General features: G+C 57.5%; 11 protein-coding genes. 4 read left to right on the forward strand and 7 right to left on the reverse strand.

All coding sequences use genetic code 11. The features are described from left to right. Nucleotides 1-377: 377 nt before the first annotated feature. From WCO56_00200 to WCO56_00210, 3 genes are read right to left on the reverse strand one after another with little or no spacing between them, the layout of a single operon-like run. Nucleotides 378-566 (reverse strand): hypothetical protein, encoded by a 189-nt coding sequence (locus WCO56_00200; GenBank protein ID MEI7727961.1) that lies wholly within the window; start codon nucleotides 564-566, stop codon nucleotides 378-380. After that, entirely contained in the window at nucleotides 563-2,764 is a 2,202-nt protein-coding gene (locus WCO56_00205; GenBank protein ID MEI7727962.1) for a leucine-rich repeat protein, read from the reverse strand. Before WCO56_00205 ends, WCO56_00200 begins: the two co-directional genes overlap by 4 nt. A 40-nt stretch (nucleotides 2,765-2,804) precedes the next feature. Next, entirely contained in the window at nucleotides 2,805-8,369 is a 5,565-nt protein-coding gene (locus WCO56_00210; GenBank protein MEI7727963.1) for an RHS repeat-associated core domain-containing protein, read from the reverse strand. Between the two features lie 500 nt (nucleotides 8,370-8,869). Between WCO56_00210 and WCO56_00215 the strand changes: the two genes are divergently transcribed. Next, complete coding sequence (locus WCO56_00215) at nucleotides 8,870-10,228, forward strand: BNR repeat-containing protein (GenBank protein MEI7727964.1); 1,359 nt, start codon at nucleotides 8,870-8,872, stop codon at nucleotides 10,226-10,228. Between the two features lie 22 nt (nucleotides 10,229-10,250). On the opposite strand, the gene WCO56_00220 is transcribed toward WCO56_00215, so the two are convergent. Beyond that, nucleotides 10,251-11,357: an ATP-binding protein gene (locus WCO56_00220; GenBank protein ID MEI7727965.1), complete on the reverse strand. Its 1,107-nt coding sequence runs from the start codon at nucleotides 11,355-11,357 to the stop codon at nucleotides 10,251-10,253. Nucleotides 11,358-11,475: 118 nt separating this feature from the next. Then, entirely contained in the window at nucleotides 11,476-12,264 is a 789-nt protein-coding gene (locus WCO56_00225; protein ID MEI7727966.1) for a 3-ketoacyl-ACP reductase, read from the reverse strand. A gap of 131 nt (nucleotides 12,265-12,395) precedes the next feature. On the opposite strand from WCO56_00225, the gene WCO56_00230 reads away from it, so the two are divergent. Genes WCO56_00230 through WCO56_00240 form a run of 3 tightly spaced genes read left to right on the forward strand, consistent with a single transcriptional unit; the run spans nucleotide 12,396 to nucleotide 15,786 of the window. After that, nucleotides 12,396-13,109 carry a type II secretion system protein gene (locus WCO56_00230; GenBank protein MEI7727967.1) on the forward strand — a complete coding sequence of 238 codons (714 nt, stop codon included), beginning with the start codon at nucleotides 12,396-12,398 and terminating at the stop codon, nucleotides 13,107-13,109. Nucleotides 13,110-13,117: 8 nt separating this feature from the next. Further along, nucleotides 13,118-13,591: a hypothetical protein gene (locus WCO56_00235; protein ID MEI7727968.1), complete on the forward strand. Its 474-nt coding sequence runs from the start codon at nucleotides 13,118-13,120 to the stop codon at nucleotides 13,589-13,591. Next, entirely contained in the window at nucleotides 13,591-15,786 is a 2,196-nt protein-coding gene (locus WCO56_00240) for a PQQ-binding-like beta-propeller repeat protein (GenBank protein MEI7727969.1), read from the forward strand. The genes WCO56_00235 and WCO56_00240 overlap by 1 nt, the downstream gene beginning before the upstream one ends. 82 nt (nucleotides 15,787-15,868) lie before the next feature. On the opposite strand, the gene WCO56_00245 is transcribed toward WCO56_00240, so the two are convergent. Next, nucleotides 15,869-16,534: a hypothetical protein gene (locus tag WCO56_00245; GenBank protein MEI7727970.1), complete on the reverse strand. Its 666-nt coding sequence runs from the start codon at nucleotides 16,532-16,534 to the stop codon at nucleotides 15,869-15,871. 18 nt (nucleotides 16,535-16,552) lie between these two features. Then, nucleotides 16,553-17,746, reverse strand: coding sequence for a hypothetical protein (locus WCO56_00250; GenBank protein ID MEI7727971.1), 1,194 nt, complete (start codon nucleotides 17,744-17,746; stop codon nucleotides 16,553-16,555). Nucleotides 17,747-17,958: the final 212 nt, after the last annotated feature.

Genomic DNA, 17,958 nt, shown 5'->3' on the forward strand with positions numbered 1-17,958 from the left:
ATTGGTGTTTTTTGAACCGTGGGCGTTGCCAACTCGACGTGTGTCACAACCAGCGCCGTGGGGATCGGCGGGAGACTCTTTATCCAGATGCCGTGGATCGGCACAGTTCTTTGGGAACGATTCAAACGACGGCCTCCTAAAAAACCGTGGTGCGATGGTCTGTTTATGAATGCCACCTCAATTATTCAAGCCTGCAAGGGGTCGCTATTATTCCAGTGAGTTTCAAGATGAGCTAAGGCGCGCAGGATTTTGGGCGGCTGGCAAGACGCGATCGAGCAACGAGGCCTGCCGCTCACGCGGCGGTGGCGCAGGTTTCCAAACCTGCTGTGTCGCCGACTTCCCAGTCGGCTTACCGTTAATTGCACAACCACTCTTCTTCAGTGTTCCAACCGGATGCTGCCGCTCTGGTCGGTCCCCAGGAACCAGCCAAAACCTTCCAGCGTTGTAAGTCCGTGAAGGTCCGTTACGCCGCCCAGGATGCCTTTGTAGGGGGTGGTGAGCTTCGCTGCCGGCAGCTTGAACACCCCGCTGAACATCCCGTTCGCCGCGTTGATCGTCAGCGTCACTTAGTCAACGTCCCGCCCATTGCCTTGGCCAGGTTATTGCTGATTTGGATCGGCACCTGCCACATCATATTCGTCGGCACATTGCCCCCCTCCACCCAGAGCATCCCGGACGCCCCATTCGTCCAACCCGGCGCCGTGCGGTTGCCCGCCGGCATATTGTACGGCGTCAAGGTGGCTTCCAGCACCCCGCCAAACCCCGCCCGATGCACGCCGGTACCACTCGCTGGCTTCTGCCAATACAACCGGTTCCCATCCCGCTCCGCATTCGTCGCATTCAACCACCCAAGCACCATCCCCTGGTTGCCGTACAGCGCCAGGTACACCGGCCAATACCCCGCTGCGTCCACCACCGCCGGGGTCACATTCAACACTGTGCCATCCCCCAGGTTGCCAGCCAGGCTGACCGTCCCCGCCGCGTTCACCACTACCGTGGCTGCCCCATAACCCGCCGGCATCGGCGGCGCGGCCGAGGCCAACACCAGTGTGTAGTTTGCCTTGGTGGCGCTGGTCGTTTTGCGATATGCCACCGCCGGCGCGATCCAGTCGCTCCCTTCACGTACTGTCCCGCGCACGGCCTGGGCCGCAAAGTCCACCTGCAACGCCACCACCACGGACGCGCGCCCCGCCAGATTCGTGCGCCGCACGCACCCAGATGCATCAAAGCCGTCCGTCAACGCCACCGTCAGCCCTTTGTACAACAGTTGCCCGGTGAAGGTGCCCTTATCCGTCACCGTCAGCTTGAGCTGGCCGGCGTTGGTGAAGTCGGGCGTCCCGTTCGTGGGCATAAACAAGCCGACATACTCGCCTTTGAAAGCCAACCACTGGTTCGTGACAAAGTTCGCCGTCAACACCAGGTTGGAAACCATGGTGACTTGGATGGCTGCCTGATTACTGGTCCAGAGGACCGGCCCCCCAACTCCAATCTGCGCCACCCAGTTCGACAGTAGCCAACCCTTGGCCGGGGTGGCTGCCAGTCGGGTGGAAATAACCTTGTCTATTTCATACAGCTTGCCATTCAAATCCGGCGCGATACTGCCATGGCTGGGGGGAAGAACCGTCAACCAGTCGCTGACCACGTATGTCACCTTCAGCATGTTAGTGGCGGACCAGTTTCCCGCCACATCGGCGGCACAGAGATTAATGGTGTTTGGGCCGCGCACCAGGTTGTTTACGGGCGCCACCCAGTTCGTGGTGCCCATGGCGGTTTGCCACGCACCATTGTTGACCTGGTAAAGCACATTCGCCAGCGGCCCCCCCGTATCTGTCACGCGCCCGCTGAGGTTCGTGGCCGCCGTGGTCACCTTGCTGTTGGCGGGTGGGGTGGTGACGGTCAGTGTGGGTTTCACCCCGTCCACCGTCAAAGTCGCCACGGCGCTGTTGGTGCTGCCCAAGGCATTGGAAACCAAGACCTGATACTTGCCGGCCTGCGCGGCCGTGATATTCCTGAGAATGTAAACCGCATTGCTGGCACCGGCCACTGGCTGTCCGTTCTTGGTCCACCGATAGCGGAGCGGTTCATTGCCGCTGGCTTGCACTTGGAATTGCGCGGTTTGCCCGGGGCGCACCAGCACGCTCGTTGGCGATTGGATGAGTTCCGGGCGGGCGGACAAGTTCCACAGCGCCGTCGGGCGTCCGGCCCACGCGCCGGGAACCACCGGCCAACCCGTTGTGCCGGCCAGATAATACACCGTGGCATTGCTGGCCCCATTGAATACGCCCAAACCAGCGCTGGGGGCATTCCCCTTGAAATAGACTCCGGTCAGGCTGGTGCAGTTATAGAACGCATAATCCCCAAGGTTGGTCACGCTGGCGGGCAGCGTGATGCGCGTCAGGTTGGTGCAGGAAAAAAACGCCTGAGGGCCGATCCCAATGACTGGCAACCCGATGAGGCTGTCCGGGATGGTTACCTCCCCGCCGGAACCGCTGTAACCGGTGATCATCCCATTGGCATCCACAGCCACCTCCGTATCCGCAGCGTCATACGCCGATTCCAATGCCAAATTGCCGGCCAGATCGTGTTCCAAATACGTCACCACGTTGGTGCCTGGCAGACGGCGCATCACCACGGCGAGACGCCCGGCGGCATCGTACTGATATTGGGTGGTCTCCAGTTCGGCGTGGGCCAAGCTTGCCAGCATAACCAGCGGCATAACCAGCGTCTGAAAGAGTGTTAATTGGCGTTTTAGCATGGCGTTCATATCAGTGAAAATTAGTGGTTTGGGATCGTTGTCGCCTGATTCATTTTTTCCGCTTTGGCAAGTCGGTCGGATATTTTCCCGTATCCTCCACCAGGATGAGGGGCCCGCAATCCCAAAGCGGTGCCACCGTGTCAAGCACCCCAGGATTTGGCACGCCAGCCGGCAGGGCGACAGGGATAACTAGTCTTCCGGGGTTTCCGGTCCAGGTTTGGGTTTGGATGTCCGTCCGAATAACAGCACTGATAGTGGGGATATAGCCGGTGTAATTATCCACCAGGAAATCCATCTGCACCGTCGGCGCCCACGTGGGCGTGTAGGTAATGATATTCATGGTATGGAAACCGGATAGCAGTTTCGCCTCTTGCACTTTCCACGTGCCGTAAGCACTGTAGTTTTTCAGCATGTTTTGCAAAATCGCCTGCCGCTTCCAGGATGCATCCACACAACCGGTGCCAAGGCGCTGCATAAAATCGCCTTTGCTCGTGGTCAAAGTGTGGAGGATGCGGGTCTCGCTGTTCCTCAATAAATCATGTTTAATCTGTTTGAGCGCGTTAATGACTTCCAGTGGGGAGTTCTGCAGACCGTCTGGGACCGGCATCGTGTCTCCCATGGCCGTCGCCTTTTTCCACTTGGTCCCCTGCTCGCCGCTTAGGTTCGACGCAAACTGGAGCGTCACAGATTCCACGGTGCTGGCCGTGCCTAAGCCGCCCCCCGGCGACAAACCACTGGGATCAATCAGGTTGGCCGGATCACCCGCCGCATAAGCGTAGAGGTTCATCCCCGCTGCCAACCCTGCCGGGTCCTCTGTCAAAAACGACCCCAATTCCGGATCGTAATAACGCGCCTTCATGTAATACAGCCCGTTTTCATCCGCCACCACTCCATGCAAGCCCACGTATTGGAACTCGTTGGATAAGGTGCCACTGGCAGCTCGCAACCGCCCATACGGCTCATAGGCATACGCTTGCACCAGCGTTTGGCGGTTGTCCGTAACGCCCTCCACATGCCCTTGCTGGTCCCCATGATAGACCAGGAGGTCACCGGACGCACTGAGGCTGTAGGCCAGTGAACCCGCGTAAACATAGTAGGTAGCCAGGCGGCCATTGTGATCCAGCTTACCGTAAGTCCGGGTGCCGTCATTCAAATAGCCTGTCGCAATCCCGTTCACGGTTTTACCCACCCGCACCCCCCGCCCGTCATAGGCATAGGTCACTTGCACGGTCCCATTACTGGTGGTGCGCAGCCGGTCCAAATCGTCGTAGGTGTAGCGGGTCAACACACCATTGGCGGTCTTGCTGGACAGGTTCCCTCGCAAGTCATAGGCGAACACATTGGTCACCTGGCCGCGCACCATGGTCAACAGCCGGTTCATCGCGTCATAGGTGAAACGCCGGGACTGTGTGGCCACCGCGTTCGTGATCCCGGACAAGTTGCGGGTGCGCTGGATCATTTGGCCGGCCGGGTTGTAACTGTAACCATAGCCTGCCAATAGCATGCCATCGGATCGCTCATGGCGCAGGCTGATGATCCGGTTGTTCAAATCGTAGGCATATCGCTGTGCAGTACCGTTGGGCATGGTCACCGCGGACACCCGATTCAATTGATCGTACGCATAACGGATCTGGCGACCATCCCAGTCCTGCACTCGGGTTAGCCGGCCCACCGTGTCGTACGCATACGTTACCGTGCGGTTTCCCGGATAGGTTACTGCGGCCAGGCGGCCTCCAGCCGTGTAGCCGTAAGTGAGGGGCCATCCTGAAGCGTCGGTGAAGGAGGTTCTTCGGCCTAGCAGATCATAGGTCATGGTGTTGGTCAGCGAACCCTGGCGCAATTGGATGAGGTTGCCTGCCGCGTCATAGGTGCGGGCAATGACAGTCCCATCCGGAAGGGTGCGGTTCACGAGACGCCCGTTGGCATCATAATCATAGCGACGTATTCGTCCATCACGCAGGGTCTGGCTTGCCAACCAACCCTGCTCATTGTACTGGAACCGTTCCACCGCCCACGTCGGGTCGGTGCGCTGGCTGGGCCGGTCCATGCCATCGTAGGCCACTATCCAGGAGTGCCCCAGCGGATCGGTTTGCTTGCGCACATTGCTGTTGGCGTCGTATTCATAGGTTGTCGCCGCGCCATCCGGTGCGATGGCATTGGTGACCCGCCCCATGACATCGTACGCATAACGCGTGGTGCGCCCCAGTTCGTCCGAGTCGGCGGTCACCCGGCCAGCCGGATCGTATTGGCGCGTTTGCCAGAAACCGTAAGGGTCCTGCAACCCGGTCAGCCGTCCCTCGGCATCCTTGCGGTAGCGCCAGACCTGCCCCAGGTGGTTGGTCATGCTGACGCGCAAACCGTTGGCGTCATAGCCATAGCGGGTGGTTTGCCCCAGGGCATCCGTCTCCGCAATCACCTTGCTGCGGCTGTCGTAGGTTGTCCGCACTTCCTCCCCATCTGGATTTACCGTTCGCACCAGGCGTCCGGCCAGATCGTAAAAAAAGGCGCTGCGCCCCCCCAGGGCATCGGTGATGTTGGTCACCTGGTTGAGCCGGTTGTAGGCGTAAGTGGTGGTGGCTCCGGTGGGCACAAACCGCTCGGAGAGGAGGTTGTCATTTTCATCATACGTCATCTCGGTGACCTGGCCGAGGTAATCCGTGGTGCTCAAGGCATTGCCATGGGCATCCCAGGTCGTTTGAGATACCGTCTCAGGATGGCCCGGCAAACTGCGCGACGCCAAGTGCCCCATGGCGTCGTACGTGCAGGTCACGGTCAGGTTGGAGGGATCGGTCAAACCGGTCATGAAGCCGTTGGCGTCATAATCCATCCGCCAGGTATCGCCACGCGCCCCCTGCACCGCCACGGGTTGGCCGGCACGATTAACTGTTACGTGCTGCTGGCCGCCTGCCGGGTCAATCACGGTCGCCAGGTTGCCCGCCCCATCGTACCCCAGCGTGGTCACGCTGCCCGCGGGATCACGCATGCTCGTAAGCAGGTTGCCCGCTCCATAGCCAAGTTGCACCGTCGCTCCCGCACGATCGGTCAGGGCGGTAACACTCCCGGAGGCATCGTAGCGGAACGTGCTATTTTGACCCGCTTTGTCAATCGCACTAAGACGCCAGCCATTGGTATTGTACGTAAAACTCGCGGTTTGTGCCCCAGTATCCTGCAGATTTAAAATATTGAACCACTCATCGTAGGCATGGCTGCTGGTTTCCCCAGATGGCGCGGTGATGTTCGCCCGCAGGAAGCAGGTGGGATCATTGGTCACATATTGGAACCGGGTGACCTGGTTTTCCGCGTTGGCTTGGGAGATAACCCGGCCCTGATCATCATACGTGTTGGCCACTACCACATTCCCCCGGCCATCCGTTTCGGTCAGCAGCCGATGCTGCGAATCATACGTGAAACGGTTGGTGATCCCGCGCAAGTTGACCAGTGCCGTCAGGTTGCTGGCGGCGTCATACTGGAAGTAGAGGGCACGATTGATCGGCGGCCCCAAAGTCACGGCGCGCAGCAAACCATTGGTGTAATACGTAAAGTCAAGGATTCGCCCTGTCGGCCCTCTGACCTTGGCCACCGGGGAGGTCCTGTCATTCCCGGTAAATCCGATCATCACCGTGTTGCTGCTCCCATCCATGATCCCGTTTAGTTGGCCATAATGGTTAAAAAAATACCGCATCCCTTCTGGCGTAATGGCCGCGTAGCCAGAATGATAAAAAAATACGTTGGTCAAAACCCATGGGTTGGCAATGACGTAATCGTTCGTCAGCAGGGTGATGTCATTGGTCCAGACCAGGTTCACTTCGGTATGGCAGTCGAACGGGAAAAAGGCGCCCTGGGCGTTCTCGGCAAAAGAATCCCGATGGCCATCCGCCCAGCGGAGGCGAGCCGCCCCCCCATCCAGCAACTGCAACGCGATCATGAAGTTGTGTCGCCAACCATATCCCAGCGGCCCGGCATTGGTGTCGCGGGAATTGTAGGCCAATTCAAAAGCGAACGGTCGCCCAGGGCCGGGCAGACTAAACAGCGACTTGGTGGCCAAAAAATTCCCCAGCCCGGGATGCACCGGGTCATTGACGTTGGGCACATCTTTGAGTCCCAAATGGTTGTCGGCATCCCGAGTTTGTATCACCTGAGTCTGCATGGAGGGGGTCTGCATGCTGTTGCTTCCCCCCCAGGTGGCGGACAACTGGCTGGTTAACAGGGTTCCCACCGGAGTGTCATACCGGCAGCGGAAGTTGAACAACGCCCGCCTGGGTTTGCACTGGTTCAGATAGGGTAGGCTCCAAATGACGTTGGTCCCATCGTTGGCGATGATGCTTCTGCCGACCAAGTCTTCCATGTAACGGTAGGGTGGAAACTGTTCTGCTTGCTCCCCGGCGGACACAAACTCCGCATGGTCAGGGAAGGGCAGACGATACGCCACGTTAGTCAAGGCATCATCGGAACTGGCATCCACCGTGTACGTCACAATTTCGCCCAGGGCCACAGTGGTGCGACTCACGCTGGCAGTACACATCAACCGATTGCTGATTGGTGGCACCAGTGCGATTGTGGCTTGTCCACACTGGCCGGGCGGGATGCCGATACCCCCAGCCACATTGGTTCTCGGTGTCGCCGCTTCTGGATAGGCAAACGGCGAATTCGTGAATAAATTTGCGCCAATATTGATGGTCCCACCGTTTCCTCCAGCGATGTTGGCAGCCGGGCTGGCATACCAATCATGGGTAGAACCACCCCCTGCAACCGAGCTGGAAATTCCAACTCCTTTCGGGGCGCACATCAAGGCTCCCGCCCGTAAAAACACATTACCGCCAGCACCTCCAGGACAGGGGGTCTCGGGGATATTATGGTTCAACAACGACTCGTGAGTTTGTGCAGAGCCCCCCCCGCCATCGGCTACCAGGCCCACGCCAAGGGAGTACAATTCGCAGTGAATCCGCACCTCAATATCACCCCCTTTTCCCCCGCTTCCACCCCACATTCCAGCTCCCCAAGCAGTCGAGGTACTAAAATCATAAGCGCCTCCATTTCCACCGTTGGCAGTAAAACCTATTACGCCCTGCTGTCTCCAGACATCAGTCCAAAGGTGCTCTCCCAAAAACCGTTGTGCCTCGATCCGTATGTGGCCTCCATTTCCTCCTTTGCATGCCTTCGTGACACCTTGCCCTCCATTTGCCTCAGCCACACAGATATCGTAGATCGTCCCGTCGCAGATCAGCGTGAAGTTCCCGCCATCGCCACCATTGCCGTAGTTGGTGAAGGCATGCCCACCGTTTAGTTCGGCACTAATGCCTCCCTTGATATCCCCTTGAACTTGCACGCTGAGATTGTAACCCCGGGGGCCATCTCCGGTTTCTGATCTGGGCAGATTGCTGACGAATCGCAAGTATCCCGATATAGCCGGTGGAGCGTTGGTGCCAGGAATGCCCGCCACGCGAACATCCGTGTCGCCGGTGAGCTGGATCAGGCTGTTGGTGTCCGCCACGACAATGCGATCCACCTGGATGCTCCCGCTGAGTTGCAGGACCCCGCTCACCGTCAACACGTTGCTTTGCCCCTGAACTGTGAGTCCCAAGCACAAAAGCAGCATGTAGGCCAGCCCCCCCATGCGGCCCAGCCTTCCCCGCCCACGTTCCGCAATTTCAGCCCCGCTTGCGCTTGGAGTTGGCGAAATACGACGCGGAATGTCGCAATTAGGTTTGATTAATCTCAGCCCGTCGCTGCCCCCGCTTAGCCCTGATTCTTTTTTATCTTGATAGATTTGCCTTGTGGCATATTTAATGTTTTCACTTGTCGCGTGGCGGTAAAGGAGCATTGCTTTTGGCTCGCTACTCATACCAATTAACCTACGCCCACACCGGTTAGGGAATCAAGCAGATTTTTGCCGAAAAAAGGCGAATTACTTCGGTTGTTTCATGCACTTTTTCCCGACTTTGCTTTTCTTCTTAACCGTCCATCCGTTCACGGTCGTGTGTATTCGCTTACAAGTGACCTGCCGCATTCAGGTGCTTGTGGAATAGGAAAAATCTGCGCTGCTGCCTCCACCACCGGCACCTAACCATCAAACTTTCCATTGCCAAAATACCTGTATCCGATAAAACGAGGCCGATGATAGTTCCAATATTCAAGCTGATTCGGCCAGGATTGGCCGCGATGGTCGCGATGGGATTGGGGTGCGCCCGCATCCTGGCGGTAGGCCAGGAGCAGGTGGACTATGCGCTGGAGGTGGCCCCGGTGTGGGCGGGGCACCCGGTTGGTTTTGCGTTGCTCACCCGCGGCACCAACCAATATGTGGCGTTTTACGACACCAATCGGCAGATGACGGTCGCCTGGCGCGGCATCCCGTCGCGCGAGTGGACCTTGCAAAAACTGGATTCGCGCGTGGGGTGGGACAGTCATAATTACATCACCATGGCGTTGGATGCGAACGAATGCCTGCACGTCAGCGGCAACATGCACGTCAACCCGCTCGTGTATTTCCAAAGCACGCGGCCACGGGACATCACCAGCCTTCAACGCATGCCATCCCTGGTGGGTGACCGGGAAAAGCGCACCACTTACCCGCGTTTTCTGCGGGGGCCGGGCGGCGAGTTGGTGTTTACGTATCGCGATGGTCAGAGCGGCAACGGGGATCAGATTCTGGATGTCTATGACGCGCGCAGTCACAAATGGAAACGCTTGCTGGATACACCGCTATTTGGGGGATTGGGAAAAATGAACGCCTACTACTCAGGCCCCGAGGTTGGTCCGGATCAATATTATCACATCTGCTGGGTGTGGCGGAATACGCCAGATTGCTCCTCGAATCATGATCTTTCTTATGCGCGCAGCCGCGACCTTATCCATTGGGAAACCAGCGCTGGCAAGCCGGTGCCAGTGCCGATCACCCTGGCCACCGGTGAGATCGTGGACCCGGTGCCCACCCGAGGCGGCCTGCTGAACGGCAATACGCGAGTGGGGTTTGACTCGCGCGGACGCACGATCATCAGCTATCACAAGCATGATGCCAACGGGTTCACGCAAATTTATTGCGCCCGGCTCGAAGAGGGACGTTGGAAGCAATATCAGGTCAGCGACTGGGACTACCACTGGGAATTCAACGGCGGCGGTACCACTATCGCGGAACTTACGGTCGGGAATGTGACTTGGAGCGAAGGCCAACTCACCCTGCCCTACGGACACGCGAAAAAGGGCGGCGGCGTTTGGGTGCTCGATGAAGCCACGCTCAAACCAACCGGCAAGGCACAGCGGGCCAATCCTTTTGGCCGCTTTGACAAAGATTCGGAGGTCACGTTCCCGGGGCTGCAATTCCGGAGTGCGTCCGATTTAGGTGCGAAGCCGACCGATGGATCGTATTATACGCTGCGCTGGCAAACCTTGGGAGCCAATCGAGACCGCCCGCGCGAAGGCCCCTTGCCGCCACCAACATCCTTGCGCTTGTTTAAAGTAACAGGTGCGAACAAGTAAACCAGGGCCTGTTACGGCGAGATCAGGCAACCGGTGGACGCGGCAAGGTGAATGTAAATACCGCTCCGCCACCAGGCCGGTTATGCGCAGTGATATCGCCACCATGTTCCTGGATGATGCGCCGGCAGATCGAAAGCCCCAAGCCGGTTCCCTGGCGTTTGCCAAAAGTGGCAAAAGGGACGAATATCTTATTCAAGGCCTCAGGCGCAAGCCCCGGGCCGGAATCCTCAATTTCGGTAATCACCGCCAAGTCGTTCACTTGAAAACGCAAAGTGATTTTACCACCCTCCGGCATCGCCTCCATAGCGTTCTTAATCAGGTTAAAAAAGACCCGGTAAAGGCGGCGGGAATCCAGCGGGAGAGCAAGAACCGGGGGAGGATTTTCCAAGACGATCTGCACCCCGCCGTGCTGGGCCGCGCCGTGCAGCTCCGCCAACAACGGATTCACAAAACCCGCGTAATCGGTCAGGGGAAAGTCGCCAGACGTGGGAACACCACGAGCGAACTCCAACAAGTCGTTGACCATATTGTTGACGCGGTCCACCTGGTCGTTAATGCGTTGCCGGGCAATTATGCGGTCTGCCAGCGTGTTGTTCGCCTGGCTCGCCATGGAGGCAGCGAGATTGATGATGGTCAGCGGCGTCTTCAAATCATGGACAATGGAACTCGCGAATCGGCCCACCATGGCAATGCGATCCGCGTGGAGAAGTTGGTTGATATATTGCCGGTTAAAATCCCGCAACCGCGCGCTAAACCGTTGCAGAAACACCCAGCCAAATTCCGGCGAACGCTTCAATAAATTCACCACTGCGTCGTGAGGGATGAAATAGACCACGGTCTCGCCTTCCGCAATGGCGTTGGCCGAACGTGGGCGTTTATCCAGCACCGCCATTTCCCCGAAGAAATCTCCCGGTGCCACCCGGAAAAACACAAATTGCTCGCCAGAATTCGCGGTTCCGACGATGGTTACCTGACCGCTCTTGACCAGGTAAAGACCATCCCCCGTGTCACCTTCTTTAAAAATCGGCTGACCGCCAGTATAGTGTAACTCATGCGCCGCCTGAAGCAGAAGCTGCGCTTCCTTTTCCGGCAGATGGCTTAACAGGTTATTGGATTCAATTACATCCATAGATCACACCTACGGACCACCGTTAACACCTCTAGCTTACACCTACGAGGCACCGAATGAAAGTCTTTTTTACGATTTACTCAGTTATTTAAAAATACCCGTTGACTGAGATATTCGATCACAACCGCCGTAAATGGAAGCCGCCATCCACGTTCAGCACTTCGCCGGTGCTAAAGGGTAACATACCAGTGGCAATGGCCACCACTGCCTTGCCAATGTCGTCCGGCTGCCCCCAACGCTGAATGGGGGTGAGACCTTCCCCAATGAGTTTGTCGTACTTCTCTTTGACCGGCCCGGTCATATCGGTGGCGATGATGCCAGGGCGAATCTCATAGACGTTGATGCCGAACTCCGCCAGGCGCGCGGCGTAGAGCGGGGTGAGCATGGCGAGCGCCGCCTTGGCCATGCAATAATCACCCCGATTGATCGAGGCGGTATAGGCGCTGATGGAAGTGACCGTGATGATTTTAGGCTTCTGACTGGGATTGGCCTTGACCTGCTCAATCATCCAGCGGGATGCCAGTTGGGTGAGGAAATACGGGCCTTTGACATTGATATTGATGAGGCGATCAAAACTTTCTTCCCCCGCCTCCAGAATATCAGCCCGCACGTTCGGCGCCACCCCGGCATTATTCACCAGCAAATCCAAGCGGCCAAACCGGGCCTGCGTAAAGGCAATCAAGGTCTCGCGCTGAACTGCCTGGGAGACATCGGCCTGGCATATTTCCGCACGCACGGAGTGCCCCGCTGATTTGCCTGCGACCACGCAATCCGCCGCCGTCTTCTCGGCGGCTTCCCGGTTGCCGGCATAGTTGATGACGACATCAAAACCAGTCTTGGACAATTCCAAAGCAATTCCACGCCCGATACCACGGGACGCGCCAGTAACAAGTGCTACATCGTTCATACCAAGACAGCATACCCAAAAAGGCGGATTGGATTCAATGGCATAAAAAACAATGAGGTGAAATTCGTGTAAAATCATCATTGCATTTTGGCCAGAAAGTGGCAGTTTACAGACAAAGTAAACGCACGTATATGATTGCCCGAACAAAACGCTCCGATGGCGGAACACCTGCCGGATGGTTGGCCTTTACCCTGATCGAACTTTTGGTGGTCATCGCCATCATTGCCATCTTGGCGAGCCTATTGTTGCCGGCGCTGGCCAAGGCCAAAGAGCGGGCCAATGCGACCGTTTGCCTGAATAACCTGCGCCAAATAGCCCTCGCGTCCCATATCTATGCCACGGATAATAACGACTCGCTGCCACACCCGAATTGGAATGTGAGTTCAACCGGCTGGCTTTACACCGCTAATTCGGGTGGGATGAAGTATAACTTAACCGCAGGCCAACTGTGGCCTTATATTAATAATACGAAAACCTATTTATGCCCGGGGGATAGCACTAACGACGTAAACTTTCTGCAACGGTGGGCGATCGGGAACCAGGGCTTAACCAGCTACTGCATGAACGGGGCGGGTTGCGCATTTTTGACCGGTCCCTCGTTGAAACTGGGAGCAATGAATGGCGCGGCCTATATGCTGTGGGAACAGGACGAGAAAACCCCATCCTATTATAACGATGGGGCCAATTACCCTAGCGAACCGGTCTCCCGTCGGCATTTGGACGGAGCCGCCGTGGCAACTTATTCTGGTGGCGGTGGATTTATGAAGTTTGACAAATTTGCCAGGGAAGCAACAAACTCACCTGGATTGCTTTGGTGCAACCCCAATAGCGCCAATGGCCATTAAGACCTTTTATGAAAACATTAATCCATGGTTGGGTGGCCGTTTTGACGTGTGGTTTTGCCATCGGGTGGTGTGGGTGTAGCAAGGATAGTTCTACTTCAGAGGCCGACAAATTGACCAAGGCATTTGCGGTGTCTAAGTCCCCCACCCCGCCGGCTGATTCAGTTGCACCGGCTCCCGCGGAGACGACTGCCCCACCGGCCGACCCCGGACAACCAGCAGCGCCCACTGTCAAGTTTGCCCCGGTGCCAACGCAGCCCTTGGTGAAAACCGCCACCGAAGCCATCAAGAAGCAGCAGTACGAAGTGGCTCTCACCAACCTGCACGCGTTGACCAAAGCATCCAATCTCTCCCCCGACCAACGTGGCGCGGTTCAGGAAACCATGGCGGAATTGCAGCAGCGCTTGATTCGTGACATGCAAGCCGGAGACCCCAAGGCGAAGCGGGCGGTCGAAGCCATGATGAAGATGATGGAAAATCCGTGATGGTTTTCCGATGGTGGAAAGGCGCTCGTGGTCCGCAGGTGGCGCGTATTTTCCCAACGCTCTCGAAGAAAATGACGACTGGTTGTTCAGTGGTCAAATTCGCTAATTTGCTGGCAGGATTGCTAGTGGGGTGGCTCTGGTTTAATTCCCCGTCTGTGATTGCCCAGGATTGGTGCGGGTTTCGCGGTTTGGAGAAACAAGGCTATGCCGCCGATGCCCACCCTCCGCTGGTCTGGACCGCCAATCAAAACGTACGCTGGACAACAGTAGTACCCGGCCAGGGCCACTCTTCGCCGATCGCACAGGGATCACGAATTTATGTAACCACCGCCATGTATGGCGGTTTTTGCGAAAAACTCCGCCAGGTGCTCGATTACCTGACGACGGCGGCAGCGTGCTTGTTGACCGCGTTGGGCATCGGTTTGGTTGCCCGATTACTACCGGTCAACCAGCATGGCTGGCAGGCCACATCAGCCTATGGCCAAGCCGTGTTCCTGATGCTAATCTTGGCGGTGGTAGTCGAAACGGTTGTGTTTGGCGATAATCTGCTGCGGGTGCATGACAGCGAAGGACGGGCATGGAAAGTGACGACCCTCATGGGTGTTGCCTGCTTGGTTTTAAGCGCGCTTCATGCGCGCACGTCAACCCGGTGGTGGTGGATTATCGGATGGATATGCTGCGCCTTCTCCGTCGCGGCGTATGTGAGCCTGCCGATCCGGGAGGAGCTTTCCCCCATGTTTTCCCTGGCCGGCATCAGGTGGAAATTAATCTTGGCATTACCCATCTTAGCCGGCGTGTTGCTGTTCCTGTTGGCCCATTTTGTGCGTCGGTTGGATAATCCGCCAGACACCGAACACGCTACGGCTCCCGTTGGCATTCCGTTGGGAGGACTTTTATGGCGAATGACATTGATCGCAGTGGCCACCTTCGCCGTGATCACCGCCGGGGTTGTTTACGGGGCTTGGGTGGTGGCTGACAGGTCGCTGGAAAACATCCAGTGGCGACCCGTTGCGGGTTGGTGGCTGATCGTGCTTGCCGGAGTGCTTGGCCCAACTTACGTTTTCCATCAAGCACGGCGGCACGCCCGGCTGGGCCAGGCAGTTCTTGCGCCACCATCACCACTTTTTGCGGGGGTCGCGCTCACCTTGGCTGGACTGTATTTTTTTCAGGCAAATTACCTTTCCGATCGGCGCGAACTGCTTCGCAGCGTAGTTTGCCTTGATGCCGATACGGGAAAAATACAATGGCTGTGCCCTGTATCTCAAACTGCGGTGGAAAAAATTGGCATGCCCAACTCCCCCGCCACGCCCACCCCCGTGACGGATCCCACCGGTGTTTACACCTATTTCGGATCCGCCGGTTTGGTCGCGATGGACACACAGGGCAAGATCATCTGGAAAAACTCGCAGCTCCCGTCGGTCAGCCAGTTTGGTTCGGCAGCCTCGCCGGTGCGCCACGGCGAACACCTGTTCCTCGTGTGCGACAATCGCAGCCGGAGCGATATCGCCGGCAGCCTGCCGGCCTGCGCCGCCGCAGTGGATGCCCGCACTGGCAAGTTCCTTTGGCGAACCGAGCGTCCCTTGAGTCCGCGCATTGACACGTCCTACGCCACCCCCATAGTTTGGACCAATGCTGAAGGCGTGTCGTTGATCGTGCAAGGATGGGACGATATCAAGGCGTACAGCGTAGAAACCGGCCGGGAGTGCTGGTCGTATGCCTGGCCATTCCGCGGCATGCACCTGGTGGCCGGGATGACCCGCAATGAAAATCGTCTCTTGGCGATGGATGGGGAACAGGTGCTGGCGCTCGACTTAAGCCATGGGCAAAGAACAACACCGGCAGTGGTATGGCGACAAAAAATCCTGGGCGAGAAAACTGCGTCGCCAGCCGTCGCGCGCGGAATGATGTTCTTGATCACCGAAGAGGGGCAGGCGACTTGTCTGGACACAGCCACTGGGAACATTCATTGGCGACACCGATTTCCCGGGCGATATTATGCGTCGGTAGTTGCCACGGACGAGCGAGTTTATTTTTTCAGTGAAACCAGTCGCACTCTGGTTGCGGCTCTGGACCAGACTTTTAAACTATTGGCGGATAACCGGCTGCCAGACCGCACTTATGCCACTCCAGCCCCCACCGGCAAACGCCTGATCTACCGCACCAGTGGCACCTTGTATTGTTTGGAAGAAAATTAATTCGGTGCAGAATGGAGAGTCTGGCCGAGCCATTCCACAATAATTCCAACAAACAGTTGGCGGCTTGGATCGAGACCACCCTTCACTTCCCCACCCCCAGCAGGCGCGGATAGTCAGAAACAGACAGCGTTACTTCAACGCCGTTGTCGGCCGTAGCAGTGGCTTGCACCGGGAGATTCCGGTTCTCCAGCGGATCGTAATACGTCACCTGAGTGCCTTTTACCCCGGTCAGCTTCAAGCGGAATTGCGCGGGGGAAAGCCGGTTGGTCATGTCGCGGGTCATCACGTACACCGCCACCAGGTGTTTCTGCGGATTCACCTGGAAAGGCAGGGCGGCGAGCACTTCGCGGTTCCATAATGGCGGATGGGTGGCGTCACCTTCAAACACCTTGGTCTGCGGCCCGAGCGCAGTCACCTCAATGCCCAGCGGGTCAGTCTTTGCCAGCGGCACGCTGCCGGCAAATGCGCGGGTGAGATTCTGCAAGACGCGCATTGGCGGAGTGGCGACGGTTTCAAATTTGGCGTCAACGGGAAGCGTCTTCAAGTTCACGGGCAATAGGCCGAAGGAGGTGGCTTTGTCCTCGTAAGCGACAAAATAATGCAGGACATCCACGCCTTTGTTCAGCCACAGGCAGAAGCTGCGGGTGGCGCAAAAGGTTTTGAGCTGCCAGGCACCGACTTCGTCATTAACCCCGCACTCCGGCGGCAACACGCCGTGCTCGGTCATGTAATGGTAAGTCCGGTCCACGCCGGGCGCTTTGGCCCCCTAGCGCGTCGGCGGACGTAAATGGCGGATCAGACATTCGGTCTGGATGAACGTCGGCGACCAACCTTCCATCATACGGATTTCGTAAGTCGGCACAAAACCCTCGATCGGCGGCTGGTCCTTGCGGGCCGGATGGCCATCGAAGCGCCGCGTACCGGTGCCGTAGGGATGATAGCTTTGGCCATCAGTACCCGGCGGCAGGTTCTCGATTTTACAGTGGAAGAAGGTAGTGTTGGAAAATCCCCAGATGCAACGCACCTTCGGGTTCGCTTTTTTCACCGCCGCCACCGTGCGCCGAGCCAGTTCCCAGCAGCGGCCACCAGCGTTGAGAAAGTCCGGTTGCTTTTGGGTGATCTTGGGCGCGGCCTTGTCGTAGTAATCATTGATATTGAGGAAGTGGGTGCCGAACGTTAGCTCGTTCCAGATTTCCAGGTCGAACTCCTTTGCCCCCGCCGCTTCGGCCAGGCGGCAGAGATGCAGCGCGTGGCGCACCCAGCCAGCGGCGGTTTCCTCGAATTCCGGTGTGCCAACGGGATGCAGCGGGGCGTATTTGAGGGTAGCCATGGGCAGTTTGCCCGCCTTGAGATCCTTGGGTAACGACTTGCTCAGGGTCACTTCACCCGTCTGCTCATTGATGGCCGTGATCAAACCTTCCGCCGCCCAATAGTCGGAGAGACCGTTTAGCCCGGATCGGCCAAGGACGAGGTCTTTGGTGGAATCCAAACGAACCGTTTTCGCTCCTTTGGAGGCGTCCGCCAGCAGACGGCGCTCGAAGAACTTCACCGGACAGGGCACGCCTTGATGGGAATTGATCAGCAAGGTCGGGCGGATACCGTACTGGACGCAGAGTTCCAGTCGGCGACGAATTTTCGCCTCGGCGTTCAGCCGGTTTTCCTCCCAGCCCATCTCGCCCCAGCCGATTTCCATGCGAAAGGTTTTGAACCCGGTTTCTGCCAGCAGCCGGATGGCCAGTTCATCGGTGTTGTTCGGGATATGCAGGTTGACGCCGATGCCGCTCAGGAACTCCTGCCCACTGCGGGTTTCCAGGTACCCACGCCACGGTTGTTTATAATGGCTCATTTTGGGCCACGGACAATCCAATTGGGCTGGGTCAACATAGGGTGCGACGGGAAATTCCTCCGCCCAAGCAACCACCGCCATCGCCCAAGGCGCAAGAAATAGACATGTCTTCAAAGTGTCGCGAATCCGTGTTTGCATGAACCGGATGAAACCTGATCGCCCGGTGCCTGTCAATTCCAGGGCCATTAAATTGCCGCTCCCGATCCACCCGGGAATTCGACCGATAATGGATGGTTATTCACGCTGACCAAGCCAAACCAAACCAATCGCGGTAACGGTATGATCCAGCAGCATCATTGCTCTCTATTTTTCACAGGTTTCTGCCG

It is taken from the genome of Verrucomicrobiota bacterium, from assembly GCA_037139415.1.
In the GTDB taxonomy this organism is placed as follows: domain Bacteria; phylum Verrucomicrobiota; class Verrucomicrobiia; order Limisphaerales; family Fontisphaeraceae; genus JBAXGN01.